The organism is Deinococcus hopiensis KR-140 (assembly GCF_900176165.1).
Classification (GTDB): domain Bacteria; phylum Deinococcota; class Deinococci; order Deinococcales; family Deinococcaceae; genus Deinococcus; species Deinococcus hopiensis.
Genome location: NZ_FWWU01000009.1, coordinates 1,571,410 through 1,590,086, shown reverse-complemented (window position 1 = coordinate 1,590,086; position 18,677 = coordinate 1,571,410). Strand labels below are relative to the sequence as shown.

19 protein-coding genes are annotated in these 18,677 nt (G+C 67.6%); 7 read left to right on the top strand and 12 right to left on the bottom strand.

Annotation, left to right across the window (positions count from 1 at the left end; all coding sequences use genetic code 11):
• Position 1: 1 nt before the first annotated feature.
• Entirely contained in the window at positions 2-175 is a 174-nt protein-coding gene (locus B9A95_RS36610) for a hypothetical protein (RefSeq protein ID WP_342744629.1), read from the bottom strand.
• Positions 176-211: 36 nt separating this feature from the next.
• On the opposite strand from B9A95_RS36610, the gene B9A95_RS36605 reads away from it, so the two are divergent.
• From B9A95_RS36605 to B9A95_RS21260, 3 genes are all read left to right on the top strand, one after another.
• The gene (locus B9A95_RS36605) at positions 212-361 is read left to right on the top strand and encodes a hypothetical protein (RefSeq protein WP_342744628.1); all 150 of its coding nucleotides are present in this window, start codon (positions 212-214) and stop codon (positions 359-361) included.
• A gap of 179 nt (positions 362-540) precedes the next feature.
• The gene (locus tag B9A95_RS21265) at positions 541-804 is read left to right on the top strand and encodes a cyclic nucleotide-binding domain-containing protein (protein ID WP_212648365.1); all 264 of its coding nucleotides are present in this window, start codon (positions 541-543) and stop codon (positions 802-804) included.
• Between the two features lie 165 nt (positions 805-969).
• Positions 970-2,196 (top strand): MalY/PatB family protein, encoded by a 1,227-nt coding sequence (locus B9A95_RS21260; RefSeq protein WP_084050885.1) that lies wholly within the window; start codon positions 970-972, stop codon positions 2,194-2,196.
• 136 nt (positions 2,197-2,332) lie between these two features.
• On the opposite strand, the gene B9A95_RS21255 is transcribed toward B9A95_RS21260, so the two are convergent.
• The 3 genes from B9A95_RS21255 to B9A95_RS21245 are packed head-to-tail and all read right to left on the bottom strand — an operon-like array spanning position 2,333 to position 4,423.
• On the bottom strand, positions 2,333-2,611 hold the full coding sequence (locus tag B9A95_RS21255) for a hypothetical protein (protein WP_084049099.1): 279 nt from the start codon (positions 2,609-2,611) through the stop codon (positions 2,333-2,335).
• A 4-nt stretch (positions 2,612-2,615) separates the two neighbouring features.
• On the bottom strand, positions 2,616-3,284 hold the full coding sequence (hisG, locus tag B9A95_RS21250; protein WP_084049098.1) for an ATP phosphoribosyltransferase: 669 nt from the start codon (positions 3,282-3,284) through the stop codon (positions 2,616-2,618).
• The gene (locus B9A95_RS21245; protein ID WP_084049097.1) at positions 3,281-4,423 is read right to left on the bottom strand and encodes an ATP phosphoribosyltransferase regulatory subunit; all 1,143 of its coding nucleotides are present in this window, start codon (positions 4,421-4,423) and stop codon (positions 3,281-3,283) included. The genes hisG and B9A95_RS21245 overlap by 4 nt, the downstream gene beginning before the upstream one ends.
• Positions 4,424-4,543: 120 nt before the next feature.
• On the opposite strand from B9A95_RS21245, the gene B9A95_RS21240 reads away from it, so the two are divergent.
• Positions 4,544-5,116 (top strand): hypothetical protein, encoded by a 573-nt coding sequence (locus B9A95_RS21240; RefSeq protein ID WP_084049096.1) that lies wholly within the window; start codon positions 4,544-4,546, stop codon positions 5,114-5,116.
• Between the two features lie 76 nt (positions 5,117-5,192).
• On the opposite strand, the gene B9A95_RS21235 is transcribed toward B9A95_RS21240, so the two are convergent.
• Positions 5,193-7,553 (bottom strand): carbohydrate-binding domain-containing protein, encoded by a 2,361-nt coding sequence (locus tag B9A95_RS21235; RefSeq protein WP_245808421.1) that lies wholly within the window; start codon positions 7,551-7,553, stop codon positions 5,193-5,195.
• 519 nt (positions 7,554-8,072) lie between these two features.
• On the opposite strand from B9A95_RS21235, the gene B9A95_RS21230 reads away from it, so the two are divergent.
• Positions 8,073-8,864, top strand: coding sequence for an endonuclease III domain-containing protein (locus B9A95_RS21230; protein ID WP_245808420.1), 792 nt, complete (start codon positions 8,073-8,075; stop codon positions 8,862-8,864).
• Positions 8,865-9,416: 552 nt separating this feature from the next.
• Here the strand turns inward: B9A95_RS21230 and B9A95_RS21225 are convergent.
• The 5 genes from B9A95_RS21225 to B9A95_RS21205 form a co-directional block, all read right to left on the bottom strand.
• On the bottom strand, positions 9,417-10,013 hold the full coding sequence (locus B9A95_RS21225; RefSeq protein WP_084049095.1) for a TetR/AcrR family transcriptional regulator: 597 nt from the start codon (positions 10,011-10,013) through the stop codon (positions 9,417-9,419).
• A gap of 47 nt (positions 10,014-10,060) precedes the next feature.
• The gene (gene lysA, locus B9A95_RS21220) at positions 10,061-11,227 is read right to left on the bottom strand and encodes a diaminopimelate decarboxylase (RefSeq protein ID WP_084049094.1); all 1,167 of its coding nucleotides are present in this window, start codon (positions 11,225-11,227) and stop codon (positions 10,061-10,063) included.
• A complete protein-coding gene (locus B9A95_RS21215) occupies positions 11,224-11,670 on the bottom strand; it encodes a DUF1990 family protein (protein ID WP_084049093.1) in 447 nt (148 codons plus the stop codon). The genes lysA and B9A95_RS21215 overlap by 4 nt, the downstream gene beginning before the upstream one ends.
• A gap of 60 nt (positions 11,671-11,730) precedes the next feature.
• Positions 11,731-12,897, bottom strand: coding sequence for a homocitrate synthase (lysS, locus tag B9A95_RS21210; RefSeq protein ID WP_084049092.1), 1,167 nt, complete (start codon positions 12,895-12,897; stop codon positions 11,731-11,733).
• Positions 12,898-12,997: 100 nt separating this feature from the next.
• On the bottom strand, positions 12,998-14,551 hold the full coding sequence (locus tag B9A95_RS21205; RefSeq protein WP_084049091.1) for a sensor histidine kinase: 1,554 nt from the start codon (positions 14,549-14,551) through the stop codon (positions 12,998-13,000).
• A gap of 124 nt (positions 14,552-14,675) precedes the next feature.
• Here B9A95_RS21205 and B9A95_RS21200 point away from each other — a divergent pair, with 124 nt between their 5' ends.
• Positions 14,676-15,671, top strand: coding sequence for an aldo/keto reductase (locus B9A95_RS21200; RefSeq protein ID WP_084049090.1), 996 nt, complete (start codon positions 14,676-14,678; stop codon positions 15,669-15,671).
• Between the two features lie 98 nt (positions 15,672-15,769).
• Positions 15,770-17,134: an MATE family efflux transporter gene (locus B9A95_RS21195; RefSeq protein WP_084049089.1), complete on the top strand. Its 1,365-nt coding sequence runs from the start codon at positions 15,770-15,772 to the stop codon at positions 17,132-17,134.
• A 131-nt stretch (positions 17,135-17,265) separates the two neighbouring features.
• Here B9A95_RS21195 and B9A95_RS21190 read toward each other — a convergent pair whose 3' ends face one another.
• Positions 17,266-17,757 carry a MaoC family dehydratase gene (locus B9A95_RS21190; RefSeq protein ID WP_084049088.1) on the bottom strand — a complete coding sequence of 164 codons (492 nt, stop codon included), beginning with the start codon at positions 17,755-17,757 and terminating at the stop codon, positions 17,266-17,268.
• The gene (locus B9A95_RS21185) at positions 17,754-18,617 is read right to left on the bottom strand and encodes an HpcH/HpaI aldolase/citrate lyase family protein (protein ID WP_084049087.1); all 864 of its coding nucleotides are present in this window, start codon (positions 18,615-18,617) and stop codon (positions 17,754-17,756) included. Before B9A95_RS21185 ends, B9A95_RS21190 begins: the two co-directional genes overlap by 4 nt.
• Positions 18,618-18,677 lie beyond the last annotated feature (60 nt).

Sequence of the window (18,677 nt, the reverse complement as noted above, 5' to 3'; positions counted from 1 at the left end):
CTTAACCCAGGCCATGGCTGCCTGACCCGCCTCCGCGCACCATACGGGCCTGGCCCACGTCATCACCCAGCCCTGCATCCGCGCCAAGGACCGTGCCTGCGCCGAGGTCTGCACGGTGGACCGCATCCACCGTGCTGGAGACCAGCCCCTGATTCAGCCGGATGAGTGCGTCCACTGCGGCGCGTGCGTGGCCACATGCCCGGTGGTCGCGATGTTTGCCAAGAAGGACGTGCCCACCGGTCAGGCGGCGTTTAGCCTCAAGAGCCCGGTATTTTTCGGCCTGTGGCCTGGCCCACGCCTGCCCTGCGCGCCACCGGTGGACCGGACGACGAGCGAAGCCCTGCCCGGTGAACGTTTCTGAGGAGGACAGGCGGCCGAGCGCCTTCCCTCCCACTCTCCGCGCCACCATAAACCTTGTGGCGGAGCGGGCGCAGCAGCTTCTGGGTTTCTCGCCCACCTTCCGGAACGTGCCCCCGCACGAGCTTGTCCCCCTGGCTGCCGGGGGGGCGTTCCGCACATTCCGGCGCGGCAGGCCCCTGTTTGGCGTGGGTTCAGAGTCAGGCCGTGGCCCAGGCGAGCGCCGTGTCGCTGCAAACGCCCACCGAGCTGCTCGCCCTGCCCGCCGAGGGGGTGCGTGAGCGGGTCTTCGGCAGTTCGGCCCCGACGCAGGCGGTGATCGCCTCGTTGGCCCGGCGGCAGGTGGAGTCGCTGACCCGGATGGAATCGCTCGTCTTCGGAGAACGGGGCGAGGGGCTGGCGGCCTACCTGCTGGAAGATGCCCCAGGGCCGCACGCGCCCTTCTGACCAACAGCGAACCCCACCGCGCTGCTGGGCACGGTCCCCGAACTCGTCAGCCGCAAGCTGGGTGGGTTCTGCCGTCTGGGTCTGATTCGTCTGGCGCGGCGCGCGGTTGTCGGGAAAATAGAGCAGACCGCGACACTCCCGTCTGCCCCGGCGTATGCTCGCCCCATGACCGACGCGCCCCTGCCTGAACTCATGCCCGACGCCAGCGTCGCCGATCCTCACGCTCATCTCGACCCGGCGGCACTCCGGCACGCCGACAGCCTGAAGTGGACGCTCTACCCCGAAGGCGTCATCCCCCTGTGGGTGGCCGACATGGATTATCCCGTGGCTCCGCCCATCCTCACGGCGCTTCAGGATCGGCTGACGCGCGGCCTGGGGTACCACCAACTGCTGGGCGACACAGCGCTGACCGAGCTGTTGGGACAACACCTCGCCACCCAGGGCCTGACCGACGTGCCGGAAGGCGGCATGGTCTTTTTGCCCGGTGTGGTGCCCGGTCTGTACGCCGCCATCCACGCCCTGACGCAGCCGGGCGAGCCGGTGCTCACCATGACGCCGATCTACCACCCCTTTCACCTTGGGATCACCGATCTGGGCCGCCGGGTGGCCGCCGCCCCGCTGCTGGAAGGCGAAACGCGGTGGGAAATCGACTGGGAGGGGCTCGAAGCTGCCGCTCAGGGAACGCGCCTGCTGATGCTGTGTCACCCGCACAATCCCACCGGGCGGGTGTGGGACGCGGAGGAGCTCCGCCGCCTGCGCGACTTCGCGCGCTCCCACGACCTGTACGTGGTGTCGGACGAATTGCACGCGGACCTGCGGTTCACCGATGCTCCCTTCGAGGCGTTTGCTGCCGATCCACGCGTACGGGACCGCACCGTTACCCTCACCGGCCCCTGCAAGGCGTACAACACGGCGGGCCTGGGCATCGGCGCGATGGTGGGACATGATGCGGACCTCGTGAAGCGCGTCAGGGGCGCGGCGGGCGGCCTGATGGGCCACCCCTCGGCCCTCAGCGTGACGATGTGGAAGGCTGCCCTGCGCGACGGAGGCCCCTGGCTGGAGGGAACGCTGAAGTACCTGCGCGGCAACCGCGACGTGCTCGCGGCCTTCCTGCTGGCCCGCCTTCCCTGGGTCCGCTTCACCACGCCTGAGGCCACCTACCTCGCCTGGCTCGACCTGCGCGCCCATCCCCGCGCCGAAGACATCCAGAAGTTCCTGCTTGAAGAGGCCCGGATCGCCGTCCATGACGGCCCTGTTTTCGCGCATGCGGAACTCAAACCCGAGTACCAGGGCTTTGTCCGCCTGAACTTCGCCACCAGCCGTCCGCTGTTGATTGAGGCGCTGGAGCGTATGGCAGACGCGCTGGGTGGAGAGGATATGGGGCAGAGGTAATGGAAGAGGCGGCGAGAGAGCCGCCTCTGATTTGGAAAAGCGTGACCGGGTTCCGATGACGGTGACGGGGAATATGGCCCCCATCCCCCAACAGGGCTCTACGGCCATGCCCATCTGCGGGCGCGGCCGAACCCCCTCACCCCCCCCGCGCCTTCACCCACCCTTCCAGGGCGGCGGTGTTGTCTTCCAGCAGGGGCAGCGTTGCCGTGAGCATTTCTTCGAGCAGTTCGGCCTGCTCGTTAATGGTGGTCAGCATGGCGCGCACCGCCATCGCGTCGGTGATCAGGTGGTGCAGTTCGGCGTCCGTGCCCCCGGCGCGGGCAGCGGCGTTCATGGCTTCCAGGGCGGCGCGCCGCTGGGTTAGCATCTGGGAGAGCAGCGTCAGCCGCGCGGCGAGTTGGGGCAGGTCAGGCACACCCCTACCTTACCGCCGCGCCGCCCGCCTCTGCTCCCTCCGGCGTCACCAGTTCCCGCAGCCGCGTGATCAGGGGCCGCAGCCGATCCCGCCGCAGCTTCAGCGCCGCGCGGTTGATTACCAAACGGGCCGACGAGCGGTACAGCACGTCGAGTTCCTCCAGGTTGTTGGCCTTGAGGGTGCTTCCCGTCTGCACCAGGTCCACCACTGCGTCCGCCAGTCCCGTCAGTGCGGCGAGTTCGATGTTGCCGGAGAGCTTGACCACCTCGGCGGGAATCCCCTGCGCCGAGAGGTACGCGCGGGCCGAGCGCGGGTACTTGGTGGCGACGCGGGCAATGGGGGAGGTGGCTCCCACCTCGCGGATCAGCGAGAGGCGGCAGGCGGCGAAATGCAGGTCCACCGGCTCGTACACCGTGCGGCCCGACTCGACCAGCACGTCCTTGCCGACGATCCCCGCGTCGGCCACACCCAGGTCCACGTACACCGGCACGTCCTGGTTGCGCAGTTCCAGCACCGTGACGCCCGGAAACTCGTGCCGAAGCGCCCGGGATTTTTCCGGCAGCGTCAGGGGCAGCCCGGCGCGCGAGAGCAGCTCCACGGCCTCCTCCAGGATCCGGCCCTTGGGCAGCGCGAGGGTGAGGTGGTCCGGGGAGCGGTTCGGAGCGGGCGTCATGCCGTCACCTCCGTGAGCGTCTGGCCCTGGGCCCAGCGCCGGATCCCCCGATCGCGGCAGTAGGCGAGCAACTCCGAGCGGTCTCCCGTCCAGGCGAGTTCCGCCACGAGTCCAGCCGCGCGGGCCGCCTCCGCCCCCGCCGGGTCCAGGGCCAGCACCACCTCCGGCGCCTGGGGCAGGTTCTGCGCCGCCACCTCGGTCAGCCGCTCCAGGCCGATGGCGAAGCCCGCGCCCGGCAGGTCTCCCAGGTGGTAGCGCCCGCCACCCAGCACCGGCTGGTTCAGCCCCTGGGCGTAGGCGCGGAAGGTGATGCCCGTGTAGTAGTCGTAGCGCCGGGTGGCCCCGAGATCGAACAGCAGCTCCCCACTGGACAGGGCCGCCACGGCCTCGAGGTGCGCCACCGCCGCCCGCGCCCGCTCACCCTGCGCCAGGGCCGCGGCCTGGGCCAGCACCTCGGGCCCGCCGTACAGATCAGTCAGGAAGTGCAGCGTGCGCGTCACTTCGGGACCCAGGCCGTGCCCGATTGCCAGCAGGTCCACGTCCGCTCCGCTCTTGCGGTCAATCGCGTTGTGCAGAGCGTCGCGCACGTCTTCCGGCACGCCGGCGTCCTCGAGCACGGCGTCGACAAAGCCGGGGTAGCCCACCTCCATCACCGCCTGCACGCCCACCGCCGCGAGGGCGCGCGTTCCGAGCGCGAGCAGTTCCGCGTCGGCCTGGGGCGTTGCCACGCCGATCAGCTCCACGCCCACCTGGCCGAACTCGCGCAGCCTTCCGAGCTCGCTCGTCAGCATCCTCAGCCACAGCCGCCCGCCGTATTGCAGGCGCAGGGGAAAGGGCCCCGCCGGAAAGCGCACCCGCACCAGCCGGCCGATGGCCGTGGTGAACTCGCTTCTCAGCGCCAGCACCTCGCCGCCCGCGTCGATAAGTTTGAAGGCCCGCGCATTTTGCGGGTGTCCCTCCGAGGCGAATTCCAGCGCCGGAACGTCCACTCCCCGGTAGCCCCAGGCGGCGAACTCGGCAGCCAGCCTCGCGCGCAGATGTTCACGCCAGGCCCACTCGGGGGGCAGCACGTCTCGGGTGCCCTCGGGAACGGCGCGGCTGTGGGTGGGAACGCGGGCGGAGAGGCTCACGGGGGGCATTAAAGCATTCTGGAAGCCGTCAGCGGTCAGCCCTCAGCCTTGAGCAGCCCCAGATGCTTATGCGTCTGTGCTTTTGCAGACCGCTGATCGCTGAGGGCCGACCGCTTTATACTTCCCTCCATGCGCCGCTCCGTGCTTGTCCTCGCCCTGCTTATCCCGGCCCTCGGGAGCTGCGCCCGCACCGCCGACACCTTCAAGCCCCGGATCGTGGTCACGAGTCCTGACGGCGGGGGCGTCAGTCGGGCGCGCAACATCACCGTGAAGGGCTACGCGCTCGACGACCAGGGGGTGGTCGCGCTGACGGTGGACGGCAAGCCGCTCACCATTCAGCCTGGCAGCCGCAAGATTGCCCAGTTCTCGTTTCAGACGGAATTGACGGGAGCGCGGCGGGACCTGACCTTCGGGGCACGGGACGCGGCGGGCAACACGGCCACGCTGGTGCTGCCCATCGCGGTGGACACGGTGCCGCCGGCCATCAAGGTGACCCGCTTCGAACGCGAGCGGAGCGTCATTCGCGTCACCGGCGTCGCCACCGACAATACCCGCGTGGCCCAGATCACTGTGGACGGCAAGCGGCTGAACATTACCCCCGGTGCCCGCACCGACTTCTACGCCGAAACCACAGGCACTTACGCCGAAATTCAGGTGGAAGACGGAGCAGGCAACGTGACGAAGCTGCGGGCGAGCCAGTAGGGCGGGGAGAGCTCCCTCCGGCTCTCCCCGCCCTTTGCCCAGCCTGCCCCCCGCTTCAGTCGAGCCGCGGCCCGCGTCAGTTGCCCGAAGTGGAGGACGCCAGGCGGACGTTGTCCAGGTACATTTTCCCGGCGTAGTTGCTGTTGACGTCGGCCACGATCAGGTTGATCTTGCCCAGGGCCGTGTCTGCGGCCAGCGGCTTATCAAATTTGTTTAGGTCGAAGCTCGCCTGCACGCGGTACAGGCCGTCGGAAGTCTTGGTCATGCCGGACAGGTCGCCCAGTGGGATGTTGACCGACTGCTGCGCCTGGGCCCAGTATCCCAGGCTCGGCGGGCCAAACGCCAGGTTAACCGAGAGGTTGCCCTGCGTGGCGCGTCCGGCTTCGGGCTTCAGGTAGAGGTCCAGCAGCAAGAAATTGTTGGTTCCGCGCGTCTGGGTGGGGATGTCCAGCACCAGACGGGGTGCGGAGGCCCAGGCGTCCGCCGGTTTGACATCGGGATACATCACGTCCCAGGACAGGGCCTTGGAACCGTTGGCATTGGCGATGGTCAGCGCACCCTTTACGCCCGAGGTGGCGTCCCAGTTCCAGCCCTGCCGCGTGCCGTCCTCGAAGGTCGAGGGTAGCGTGGCTGTGCCCAGCGGGTCATGGTTGACGGTTGGAGCCGTGGTGGTGCGGTTGCCCGAAAAGGTGATGTTGTCCAGCAGGACGTCGCCGCCATTTTGCGATCCGACGAAGAGGATCAGGTTGGTGAGGGTGCTGCCCTTTGCGTCGGCATCGGCGGCGATGTCCGCGAAGTTGGGAGAGTCGGCGGTGCTGAGGGTCAGCGTCGCCTTGTACATTCCGTCCGCCTGCCGGACGAATTGGTCTGGCTTCAGCTGGACGGCGTTTTTGGGATTGGCCCAGCCGTGCGCCGCACTTTGCGGAATGGCCGCGATGGACACCGTGGTGGGAGCAGGGACAAGCACATCCAGGCCCATCGCCTTGGCACCGGCGAGGCTGGGATGTTGGGACGAGCCGTCTGCGGACAGGCGCACGTTGGCCCAGTAATTGCCCGCCGACACGTCGGTGCTGCCGCCCAGACCGCCGATTCTGAGGGCTCCACCACTGTTGCTCAGCGTCACGGTTTTGACTGGGCTGTCCCCGTTGACGACGAAGCCCTGGGTTGTTCCATCGTCGAAGTTCCAGGCTGTTTCCCGGAAGGCGGTCCGGTCAAAGGGCCGGTAGGCGCTTCCCTGAATCCGGGCCCTGACGTATTCGCCGGAAACGGTAAGTTCTTGCGGTGCCCACTCCTGATCTGTTCCGGGATCGAGGCTCGTCGCCTGACTCCTGCCGAGTTCATAGGCGGTAAACGCCGCCGAGGTCTCGTTCTTGTTGGTGAGTGACCAGTTGATCCAGCTGATGTTGTTTCGGTTCAGGAAATCCAGCCAGGTGTCCGCCTCCTGAAGGAAAGGACCGTTGTTGCCGCTGGCCTCGCTCGTGCCCCACTCGGTCACAAAGACCGGCACCCCTTTTTGCAGGGCGTAGCGCACGTTGCTCATCACGTTGCCCCGGTCCGTCACGTCGTTCGACGCCAGGTGGGTCCCGGTGTAGAAGTGGGTGGTGTACATGACGTTCGGATCGCTGATGGGGTTGTCTGCCGCCAGATCCGCACGCTGACTCCAGTTGGGGGTCCCCACGATGACGATGTTCTGGTTGCCGCTGCCGCGCAGCATCTTGATGATCGGTTCTGCGTAGGCTTTGATCGAGGCCCAGCCGGACGCATCGTTGGGTACACCGGGCGGGTTGCCGGGATTGGGTTCGTTGGCCAGCTCATAGATGATGTGCCTGTCGTTGGGGTATTTCTGCGCGATCTCCTTAAAGAAGGCGGTGGGATTGGCTTTCTGGTAAACCTCCGCAGTGGGACTGCCCGGAGAGTGGACGTGCCAGTCCACAATCACGTAGAGGTCGTTGGCTATGGCGTAATCGATGCCCTGAATGACTTTTTGCTTGACCTCGGGATTGGTCGCGTACCCGCCCTCGCCGACATACATCGCGAGCCGCACGGCGTTGGCTCCCCAGTCCCGGGACAGGGCTGCGAAGGCATTGTCGTTGACGATTTCGGGAAACCACTGCAGGCCGTGGGTACTCATGCCGCGCAGTTGAATGGGGGTCCCCTTCGCATCGGCGAGCGTCTTCATGCAGCCGACGCTGACGATTTTGAGGGCGCCTGCCTGGGAGGGCTTTCGCGCGGAAGTCGTCAGGAGGTTTGCGTAGAGCTTTTCTGACGTTTCCCCTGAGTAGGTGCCTGCCGGGGCCTGCGGCGTGGCTGGAACCGGCTGGGCCGTGCAGCCCACTGGACCTGTGCCCGGGCCCTGGGCGCTACAGGCGGACAGCAGGCCGGTCAGGGCCGCCATCAGGGGAAAAGCCAAAGTCCTGCTCGTCACGCTTCTGGGCATTCGAGTTCTCCTTCAGGGGCTTGATGAAAGCGGTTGCAAGGCTCCGGACCTTTTCTACGTCCTGGAACCCTCTCTTTCGAGAGGCAAAGACAATAGAAAGACGTCCTTGCCTGCATTGAGCAAAGAGGTTCGGCTGGACGTGGTCCATCCATCTGTTGTTGGGCGTACGCTGGTCACTATGATCTTTTATGAAAGCGTCGTCAAGAGATGGCCACAGGGTCTGCAGCCGGACAGAACGCCTGCGGGACGCTGGGAGAATCCACCACATACGCTCCTGTGCGCTGAATTTTTCGATTGAACATCCTTTTGCACCGTTTGGAGGTTGGGCCGTGAGGAGTGAACCATGCTCCTTGACGCCTGAAGGTCACCCAGGTGCCGGAAGGAGGCTCTGCCAGGCGGGAGAGATGGAGGATGGACCTGAAAGCGTTTTCAGAACCCTTGCTGCGTTGGACGTGGCACATACGGCCAGGGCGGCAAGGCCGCACAATCCTCTATTCCCGCCCCCGCTAACCTGCTCCGGTGCCGCACGTCTCCCTCCCCGCCGTGCCTCTCCCCGTACGCAAGCCGCGCCCTACCCCTGCGGAGGAAGCCCCGCCGCCCGCCCACCTGCCCGAGATTCTGGAGCGCCTCGCCGCCGAGTACCTGCCCACGTCCCCCGCGCCCCGGGTCAGCGCCGAGCCGCTTGATGACCTGATCCGCATCATCCTCGCGCAGCAGAACACGGGGGAGGCGGTGCGGCGGCAGTTCGGGGCGTTGCGGTCAGCTTACCCGGTGTGGGAAGCGGCGCTCGCGGACGGCCCGGACGGCATTGAAGCCGTGCTGCGCGGAGCGGGCGGCGGCCTCGCCCGCATCAAGGCGGCGTACATCTGGGGCGTGCTGAACGGGTTGGAAGAAGCGTTGCCGTCTCCAGACGCTGGCCTCAGCCTTCATCATCTGCGCAGCCTGAACGACGCCGAAGTTCGCGCCTTGCTCGAATCCCTCCCCGGCGTGGGAATGAAAACGGCGTCGCTGCTGCTGCTGTTTGATTTGGCGCGCCCGGCCATTCCCATTGACACCCACATCCACCGCGTTGCCCGGCGGCTCGAGCTCTTTCCGGAGCGCTGGAACGTGCTGAAGGCGGAGCGCTGGTTCGACGAGGTGCTGCCGCGCGAGTGGGGCGTGCGCTCCACCTTCCACGTCTCGGCCATTCGGCACGGTCGCCAGACGTGCCGCACGGGGCGGCCCCGGTGCGAGCGGTGCGTGCTGCAAGACCTCTGCCCTTCGGCGGGCGTGTTCCTGCATGGCGCCGAGCAGGGGCTGGGGAAGCGCTGAACGCGCTACGGAAAAAGGGGTGCTGTCCGGGGCTGTACGCCACGTCCGCCGCATTGCATCACCATCCTGGTGAGGCCTTCCTCCGCCAGGCCTGTCGGCTTTCATGTGTTCCGCCGCGAGGCGCCCGTGAAAGGTGCGGGCACCACCACCGCGCCGGGAAGGCTCCACGCACGGCAGGCGAGGTTTCCGGCGCGACATGGAAGTGAAGGCCTTTTTCTGCACGCGGCGAAGCGGATCAGAAGGTCTTCCGGCAGGCGAGCGACGTCTGCGGGTCATCCTTCAGCCGACTTCCCGCGCAACGGAGGCGCACGCGCAGGGAGCGACCGCCTCCAGTAGGGCGTAGGCCCCGTCGGGGTAGGCCAGGGGTGACCCGGAGAAGCGGCCCGCTTGAGAGCGTCTTCCTGCGGAGAAAAAACATGCCTACCGCCACCGGGCCTCTGCCCCGGTGGTAGGCACCCCGGCCTGCCCAATGGCAGAAGTGGCTTAGGTCCGTACCCGCGGAAATTTCCCTTTGCGCCCTGACGTGTGGTTCTCCTTTGGGCGACGCCGGCGTTACCCCGACGTCGCGCCGTCCAGATACACGCTCAGCAGTGCGCGGGCCGTGCCCTGCGGATCGGCAGGTGGCGCGCCCGTGACCAGCGGGTACAGCAGTGCGAGCAGGGCGCGGGTCAGCAGGGCAGGGGGCAGATCGGCGCGCAGCTCGCCCCGGGCGCAGGCCTGCTCGATCAGTCGGGTGAGGCCCCCCATCCACACGCGGCGGTACTCGTTCTCGAAGGCGGCGCGGCGGACCGCTGAGACGTGGCGGAGTTCGCCAGCCAGTTGCAGGCCCACGCGCTGCTCGGGAGCACTGGCCAACAGATCGCCCACCAGCGTCTGTAGTTGCGCCCGTACCCCAGACTGCGTCTGCGCGTGTGCGACCAGCCGCGCGAGGCCCGCGAGGGTGCCCTCGAGCATCGCCAGAAAGAGCGCTTCCTTGTCGGCGTAATGGTGGTACAGGGCGGGCTTGGTCACGCCCACTGCCGCCGCCACCTCGCGCATGCTCACCCCGTGGTAGCCGCTCGCCACGAAGAGCCGCGCCGCCTCGGTCAGGATGCGGACGCGGGTGGGATCGGGGGTGGGGGAGGGCGGTGTGGAGAGCGGGGCGGTCACGCGCGCATGATAACTCGGGCAGGGAGAATGTCCCGGCAGCGGGACGTCTACGCGCCCAGGACAGGTTCTGAGACGCTCAGCTCCGCCGCCCAGACCTCTTCCGGCGTCTCGCGTCGGCGGATAAGTTGCCAGTCCGTGCCCGTCCACAGCACCTCTGCGGGACGCGAACGCGTGAGGTACGTGCTGCTCATGCTCGCTCCGTAGGCCCCGGCCTCCCCGATGGCGAGAAGCGCGCCGGGAACGGGAGCGGGCAGCGTCACGTCCCGCGCCAGCAGGTCCCCGCTCTCGCAGGCGGGTCCAGCCACGTCCCACGCCTCCTGCTGCTCGCCGTCCCAGAGGGCAGTCACCGGATGTTCGGCTCCGTACAGCATCGGCCGCAGCAGTTCGGTCATCCCTGCGTCCGTAAGCAGGAAGGAACGTCCCGTACGCTTGGTTCCCACGACTTTCGTCAGTAGTGTGCCGGCCCGTGCGACCAGGTAGCGTCCCGGCTCCACCCAAAGCCGCGCCCCGAATGCGCCCGCTGCTGCCCACGCCTCCCGCGCAATACCGGGTAGATCGGCGTCTATGCCCCAGCCTCCGCCCACGTCCAGCACCTCCAAATTCCCCGTTTCCACGCGCAGGTCTGCCAGCCGGGCAAAGGCCGCGCTGAAGTCCGAGGCGTCCCGAATGGCGCTGCCGATATGCACGTGTAGCCCGCGCGCATCATGTCCGGCGGCGCGCAGGGCGGCCAGCACTGCTGGGGCCTGCTCCGGCGTCACTCCGAACTTGCTGCTCTTCGCCCCGGTGGCGAGGTGATCGTGGGTGCTGACGTTCAGGGCAGGGTTCACCCGCACCAGGGCCCGCGAGGCGGGGGGAAGCAGCCTTACCTCCTCCGCCCGGTCCACGATGAACGTCGCGCCGAGCCGGGCCCCCGCCGCGTATTCCTCTGGGGATTTGGCGGGTCCATTCACCAGTACCCCGTCGCCGCCTGCGCCCACGTATTCGGCGCGCGCGAGTTCTCCGGCGCTCACGCACTCGAAGCCCACGCCCACCGCCCGCATCCGGGCCAGCAACGTGAGGTTGGGGTTGGCCTTCATGGCGTAGAAGATTCGCGCGTCTCCAAAGGCCGTCTGTACCCGGGCCAGTGCGGCGTCCAGCTCAGCGGCGTGATACACGTACAGGGGTGTGCCGAAACGTTCGGCGGCGGTTAGCAGCTGGGTGCGCGAGAGGATCACGCCAGAAGTGTAGAGCGGCGAATGTTCTGGAGGTACCCATTCGTCCCGGTCCGCTGGGCGAGGGTCGCGCGCGGCTGGACGGTGCCCATCCGCGGGTGCGGGTATGCCCGGAGACTGAAGGTGACGTGCCCGTCCGCGTGCAACTCCACCCGGAAGCGCTCCTCACCGCACTCAGGGTGGGCAGGGTGCCGTAGGCGCCGCTCGGTCACGTCGACGGCGCGGCAGCCAAACATCCAGGTCCAGGTCGGCGGTCCGAGGTGGGCGTCCAGCAGCGCCGTCTGTCCCACTCCTGTCCCGTCTGCGTCGAGACGCAACCAGGGCCTGGGTGCGTCCAGACGCGCAGCGCAGGCGCGGGCGAAACAAGCCTCCCGGTGGCCCAGGACCCGACGCGCCGCGACGGTTTCCAAACCCTGTGGAGTGGGGCGCACGGGAAACAGGGGCATGCCCCGGGCTGACGCGGCTGGATTTGCTGACGGCCAATCGCCGACCCCTGAACGCTTCCCCTACGCCCGCACCCACTCGCGCAGCACCTGCTCCAGGTGGCTGTCGTCCAGCTCGCCCTGTTCGGCCAGGTTCTTGATGTGGTCCGTAACCTGCCGCAGGGCGTCCTCACCGTAGTGCAGGCCCAGTTCGCGCGCCTTGTAGGCGATGGCGTGCTTACCGGTCACCTTGCTGACCGCCTGGATACGCCGGCCCACGCCAAACACGCCGGGGGGAATGGCCTCGTAGGCCCCGGGGTTGAGGTAGATGGCCTTGAGGTGCATGCCCGCCTTGTGGTTGTAGGCGAATTCGCCCGTCAGGTAGTTGTTCCAGGGCACGGGCAGGCCCACCATCCGCGCGATCATGCCGTCGAGTTCGGGCAGCAGGTCCAGGTTGTACTTGTCGATGAGTCCCTGCGGATCGAAGGTGAACATACGGGCCAGAAACCCGCCCAAGGGGGTAATGCCGTTACGCTCGCCAATCCCGAGAATCGTGGTGTCGATGTGGGTGGCCCCCGCCTCGATGGCCTCGTAGGCGTTGGACACCGCGCACCCCGTGTCGTTGTGCCCGTGAAACTCGATGCCGCACTCGGCGTGAATCACCTTGCGGACCTCGCGGACCAGCGTGTAAACCTGCCGGGGCGTGGCGACGCCCACTGTATCCGCCAGCCCGACGCGGTGAACGCCGAGGTCCGACACCGCGCGGTACACCGCCATCAGGTCCGCTTCCTCCGAGCGGAAGGTGTCTTCCGCGCTGAAGCGGATTTCCAGGTCCGGGCGGTTGTGCCTGATCCAGCCGATCACCTCGGACGCCGTGTCGATGATCTGGGCGATGTTCTTGCCGTGGCTAAATTCACGCAGGAAGGAGCTCGTGCCGAACAAAAGGTCCAGGCCGTCCACGCCGAGGTCCACCGCCCGCTGCACGTCGTCCATGTGGCAGCGCACGTGGGTCAGGATGCGGGCCTTGAGTCCCAACGAGGTCAGCCGGCGGATATCGGCCTGGGTCTGCTCGCCCACCATGGGCGTGGTGACCTCGATGAATTCGGCTCCGAAGGCGTCCAGCGCCCGCGCGATCTCGATCTTGTCGTCCGTTTTGAAGTTGCCGCGTGCGAACTGCTCGCCCTCCCGCAGAGTGGAGTCGATGATGGCCCAGGAACGGGCAGGAATCAGGGGGGCAACTTGATCGGTCATGGCAGCCTCAGTGGGCGTATTCTGACCGTAGGCTTTGTAAATGTCAAGGAAAGTGTCGTAATTGTTTTTCAAATGCAAAGAAGAAGCGAGAGTTGGAAGATCAGGAAGTAGGCCCGTCTGCAGCGGGCAGGGTGAAGAAGAAGGTGGTGCCCTCCGTGGGGATGGAGTGCAGCTCGATGTGTCCCCCGTCCTCCTCGACGATGCGCTTGACGATCGCGAGGCCCACACCGCTGCCCGCGTACTGGCTGCGGGTGTGGAGGCGCTGAAAGACGCCGAAAATCCGCTCATGGTATTCGGGCTCGATGCCAATGCCGTTGTCCTGCACTGCGAAGCGCACCCGGTCGCCCTGGCGCTCGGCGCGGACCTGGACCTCGGGCACCCGGTCTGGCGGTTGAAACTTCAGTCCGTTGCCCACGAGGTTTTGCAGCACCTGGCGCAGCTGCGTCTCGTCGGTCTGCACGGGGGGCAGGAGGCCGGCCTCCACGCGCGCGCCCCGCTCCTCGATCAGGCTGTGGAGGTTATTCAGCACGTCCTGCAAGACTTTTTCCGGTTCCACACGGCCCACCTTGCGCTCGCGGCCCAGGCGGGCGTACGCCAGCAGATCGTCGATCAGGAGGTTCATGCGCGCCGCCGCCTCTACCACGTGTTGGATGTAGGTGGTGGCCCGCTCGTCAAGCTGATCGCCGTAGCGCCGCTCCAGCAGCTGCAGAAAGCTGGTGATCGTCCGCAGGGGGGCCTTGAGGTCATGCGAGGCGACGTAGGCGAACTGCTCCAGCTCCTGATTCGAGCGCACGAGCTGTTCAGTTCGCTCTGCCACCCGCTCCTCCAGCGCGGTGTTGAGCGCCTGCAGGGCTTCTTGCGCCTCCCGCCGTTCGGTCACGTTGAAGGCCACGCCGTCCCACAGCTCGCGCCCGTTTGGCAACCGGCGCAGGGAGGAGGCCAGGTGCATCCAGCGCCGGTTGCCGTCCGCCAACCGCATGGGCACCTCGATCTCAAAGGTGGTGCCTAGGCGCACCGCCCGTTCCTCGGCTTCCAGCACGGCAGGCAGGTATTCGGGCAGGATCAGACCGTACAGCTCGCCGGAATCGGAGTAGACCTGCGCCGGCGAGACGCCCAGCAGGCGTTGGACGGACCCGCTCACATACAGGAACCGGGTCGTGCCGCCGGGCAGCCGCTCGGCCTGATAGGTCATCGCGCCCGGCAGGTTGTCGGTCAGGGCACGCAGCTGCGCCTCGCGTTCGCGCAGGGCCTGTGCTCCGGCGCGTGCCTGCTGCAGCGTTGCCAGGTGCTTGCCTCCCAGCCAGCTGATGCCTATGCCGACCAGCAAAAACAGCAGCAGACCCACCGACTCGGACAGCGAAAGGACCAGGGTGAAGCGGAAACGGGGCTGGGTGACCAGAAAGTTGATGCCCGCGGCGCTGAGCAGCGTGGCGAGGAGGGCCGGACGTTCGCCCGCGATCACGGCGCTGGTGGTGATGGCCAGCAGCGAGAGCAGATAGGGAAGATCGTTTCCAAGCACCGGTGTCAGCGCCTGGCGCAGGATCAGCGCCGCCCCGGCGAGCAGCGCGGCGAGCAGGTAGCCGGACCGTGGGTCCACGGGAGTGGGCGCCGCCTGGTCCGGCATCAGAGATTCAGAGATGGGGGGCAAGGGCATAGGCGGGCCAGCTCCAGTGTAAGCCGGGTCCACAGGCGCTTTCAGAATACCGGCCTTTTGTTGTGTGTAAGCCTAAAGTCAGCCTTTATGCCACCCGTCCGGCAACAGGCGTAGGGTGGGCCGTATGAGCTTAGAGACCCCTCCGCTGCATACCCGTCCGCTGGGCCGTACCGGCCTTCACGTCACCGAGATCGGCTACGGGGCCTGGGGCATCGGGGCCGACATGTGGAAGGGCGCGCAGGACGACGAGAGCCTTACCGCCCTGCGCCGCTACATCGAGCTGGGCGGCAACTTTATCGATACAGCCATGGGCTACGGCGATGGTCACAGCGAGCGCCTCGTCGGGCAGGTGGCGCGCGAGCATCCCGGTACCCTGGTCGCCACCAAGATCAGTCCCAAGAACCTGCGCTGGCCTGCCCCCCCCGAAGCCACCGCCGACGAGGCCTATCCCGGCGAGTACGTAATCCGCATGACGCAAGCCAGCCTGGAGCGCTTGGGTCTGCCCACCATCGACGTTCAGCAGCTTCACGTCTGGAACGACTCCTGGCTGGGTCAGGGCGACTGGCAGGCGGCGGCCGCGCAACTCAAGCGCGACGGCAAGGTCCGGCACTTCGGCATCTCCATCAACGATCACCAGCCGGACAACGCAATCAAGGCTGTGGAGGCGGGCGCGGTGGAAACGGTGCAGGTCATCTACAACGTCTTTGACCAGTCGCCGCAAGACCGCCTGCTCGACGCCTGCCTCGCCAACGGGGTGGGTGTGATCGTGCGCGTGGCGCTGGATGAGGGCAGCCTGACGGGCCGCATTACGCCCGAGACCACCTTCCCCGAAGGCGACTGGCGCAACCGCTACTTCGGCGGCAACCGCAAGGCGGAGCTGCAACCGCGTCTGCGCGCCATCGGGTCGGACCTGGGCATCACCACCGAACAGCTTCCCGAGACGGCCCTGCGTTTCGTGCTGTCGCACCCGGCGGTGAGCACCGTGATCGTCGGGATGCGCAGCGTGCGGAACGTGGAGCGTAACGTTGCGCTCGCTGACGGGCACGGCCTGCCCGCCGAGCAGGTGAAAAAGCTCTCTGCCCACCGCTGGGACCGCAACTGGTACGAGGCGGCGGACTGACCTGAGTTTTGCTCCCACTCCCCGCCCTCACCCTTGCCGTGGGGGCGGGCTTTCCCGCTGGCCCGCTCCCGTTCTGGCGACTTCGCCGGAGGTTTACCGTGTTCAGTTCTCACCTGCGGGACGTGCTGCGGCTGGCCCTACCCGCCAGCCTGGAAGCGTTTGTCCAACTGCTGTTCAACTTTCTGGCCCAACTTATCGTCGCCTCCCTCGGCGCCACTGCCGTCGCCGCCGTGGGGCTGTCGAACAACGTCACGCTGATGGCGATTTTCACCCTGGGAACCCTCGGTTCGGGCGCGGGTATCCTGGTGGCGCGGGCGTACGGCGCGGGGGACCGGGACGCGGTGGCGCGCACCACGGGCACGGCCCTGCTGCTGGCCGGGGCCGTGACGCTGGTGCTGACGCTGACCCTGCATACTTTTGCCCGGCCCCTGCTTGCGCTGCTGGGAGCTCCGGCCGAGCTGGAGCAGGCGGCCCGGCCCTTCTTTCAGGTGGCGCTGCTGGGGGTGCCCCTCATCGTGCTGAGTGTGGTGATGGGCAGCGTGCTGCGGTCGCTGGAACGGCCCCGCGTACCGATGGCGGCCACCATCCTCGCCGCCGCCGTGAACGTGGCGCTGGGCTACGCGCTTGTGCGCGGCCTGGCGGGCTTTCCGCGGCTGGGCCTGGTGGGCGCGGCCTGGGGAGCGCTGGGCGGCCAGGCGCTGCGGGTGGCGCTGCTGCTGGGCTTCTTGTACGGTCCTCGCCGCTTCGTGCGCCCGGCCTGGCTGGGGCTGAGCGCGCAGGGCCGGGTACTGACCGCTGAGCTGCTGCGCCTCTCCCTGCCTCTCGCCGCCACGCAACTCGCCTGGAGCGGCGGCAATCTGCTGTACGCGCTGCTGCTCGCCCGGCTGGGCACGTCCGTCCTGGCGGGGGCGCAGATCGGCTATACCCTGGAAGGCATCTTCGTCGTGTCCTCCTTCGGGCTGGTGCCTGCCGCCACGGCGCTGATCGGTCAGGCGGTGGGGCAGGGGGACGCCCGGCTGGCGCGGGAACGGGCGCGGGTGGTGGAGCGCTTCGGCGTGTTGACGGGCCTGGCCTTCGGAGCGCTGTTCGCCTGCTCGGCGTTTCTCCTGCCCCTGCTGTACCCGCAGGTGGGAGCGGAAGTGCGGGCGGTGGCGCAGAGCACCATCTTGCTCAACGCCGCGGTGCAGGTGGCCAAAGTTGCCAATATGGTGCGGGGTGGCGGGGTGCTGCCCTCCGCCAGCGACACGCGGGGCGTGCTGATCGGGGACGCCACCTCCGCCTTCCTGGTGGGATTGCCGCTCGCGTGGCTGCTCGCTTTCGGTCTGGACCTGGGCATCTGGGGCGTGCTGCTCGCCCGCGCTGCTGAGGAAATCGTCAAGGTGGGCATCTTCGCCTGGCGCACCCGTCAAGTGGTCTGGAGCCGGGTGATCGACGAGCAGGCCAGTCTGGGTGGAGCGGACTGAAACCTGGGGCAGTTGTCCGAATGGCGTGGCGCCGCGCGTGGAAGGGCATCCCTGCCGGCTCCCCATTCTCCCCCATGTCCATTCAAGCTCGCTCGCTGGGCTCAGTCAAAGAGAAGTCCTCTCCTTGACACTTAGGGCTCACCGCTCACCGAGGACGGTCGCTTCTGCATCAGCGCCGTCCGCTGACACTGCGCCACCACCTCGCCGCGCTGGTTGATGGCGCGGTGCTCCACCACCACGATCCCCGCGTCCAGGCGGCTGCGGCTTTCGCGGGCTTCGAGGACCTCCGACTCCGCCCGAATGGTGTCGCCGTGAAAGACAGGCTTGGGAAACACCACGTCGCTCAGACCCAGGTTCGCCACCAGCGTGCCCAGCGTCAACTCGTGGACGCTCAGGCCCACGAGGAGGCTCAGCGTCAGCAGGCTGTTGACCAGGGGCCGCCCAAACTCGGTGGCCGCCGCGTACTCGTGATCGAGGTGCAGGGGTTGGGGGTTCATGGTGAGCGTCGTGAAAAATACGTTGTCGGCTTCTGTCACGGTGCGCGTCACGCGGTGGCGGATGACGGTGCCCGTGGGAAGTTCTTCAAAATAGCGCCCCTGGGGGCGCAGCAGGTCCTCGTTCACAGGGTCTCTCCTCTGGCGTGCAGAATGGCGCGGGCCTTGGCGAGCATGGGTTCGTCCACCATCTGCCCCTCGAAGGCGAAGGCCCCCCGGCCTTCTTCCGCCGCCTCTTGGGCCGCGCTTAGCAAGCGGCGGGCACGCCCGGCTTCGGCATCGGTAGGGCCGAAGAATTCATGGGCCAGCGCCACCTGGCCCGGGTGAATGCACAGCTTGCCGCCGTAGCCGAGGGAACGGCCCTGCGCGGCGTCCTCGCGGAAGCCTTCCGCGTCATTCAGGCGCGTGACCACGATGTCCAGCGCGTGAACGCCCGTCAGCCGCGCGGCGAGAGCCACGCGTGAGCGGGCGTACAGCACTTCCAGGTTCCCGGGCGTGCGCCCCCCACCGAGGTCCGTGGTGTAGTCCTCGGCTCCGAAGTAGGCCCACTGTACGGGCGGCTCGGCCAGAATCTCACGGGCGTTCCACACCCCCGCGCCCGTTTCCAGTCCGGCGAGGAGGGGAAGGCCCAGCCCTCGCGTCCGCAGCGCCTCCACCACAGCCCGCACGTCCGCCGCCGACTCCAGCTTGGGCACCACCACTCCGGCGAGTTCGGGCGTCAGCACGCCGAGGTCACCGGAGAAGAAAGGCGAATGCACGCCGTTCACCCGCACGAACACCGCCAGGTGTGGCGCGGCGGCGATCAGGTCCCGCGCGGCGTCGCGTGCGATGGGACGGGCAGCGGCCTTCGCCCCGGACGTGCCGGGCACGGCGTCTTCCAGATCGATCACGACGGCGTCGGGCGCTGTGCGCGGCAGCTTGGCGATCAGGTCTGCGCGGTTGCCCGGCGCGAACAACACGCTGCGGGGACGGGGCAAGTCGGCGCTCATGTGTTCCTCCTGAAAAGGTAGAACGCAGGCAAACAAACGTTCGTCAGCACGTCCCTCAGC

Coding starts and splice junctions, on each gene's coding strand:
- B9A95_RS36605 (WP_342744628.1), top strand. CDS start 212: ATGTTTGCCAAGAAGGACGTGCCCACCGGTCAGGCGGCGTTTAGCCTC.
- B9A95_RS21260 (WP_084050885.1), top strand. CDS start 970: ATGACCGACGCGCCCCTGCCTGAACTCATGCCCGACGCCAGCGTCGCC.
- hisG (WP_084049098.1), bottom strand. CDS start 3,284: ATGACGCCCGCTCCGAACCGCTCCCCGGACCACCTCACCCTCGCGCTG.
- B9A95_RS21245 (WP_084049097.1), bottom strand. CDS start 4,423: ATGCCCCCCGTGAGCCTCTCCGCCCGCGTTCCCACCCACAGCCGCGCC.
- B9A95_RS21240 (WP_084049096.1), top strand. CDS start 4,544: ATGCGCCGCTCCGTGCTTGTCCTCGCCCTGCTTATCCCGGCCCTCGGG.
- B9A95_RS21235 (WP_245808421.1), bottom strand. CDS start 7,553: ATGCCCAGAAGCGTGACGAGCAGGACTTTGGCTTTTCCCCTGATGGCG.
- B9A95_RS21215 (WP_084049093.1), bottom strand. CDS start 11,670: ATGCCCCTGTTTCCCGTGCGCCCCACTCCACAGGGTTTGGAAACCGTC.
- lysS (WP_084049092.1), bottom strand. CDS start 12,897: ATGACCGATCAAGTTGCCCCCCTGATTCCTGCCCGTTCCTGGGCCATC.
- B9A95_RS21205 (WP_084049091.1), bottom strand. CDS start 14,551: ATGCCCTTGCCCCCCATCTCTGAATCTCTGATGCCGGACCAGGCGGCG.
- B9A95_RS21200 (WP_084049090.1), top strand. CDS start 14,676: ATGAGCTTAGAGACCCCTCCGCTGCATACCCGTCCGCTGGGCCGTACC.
- B9A95_RS21185 (WP_084049087.1), bottom strand. CDS start 18,617: ATGAGCGCCGACTTGCCCCGTCCCCGCAGCGTGTTGTTCGCGCCGGGC.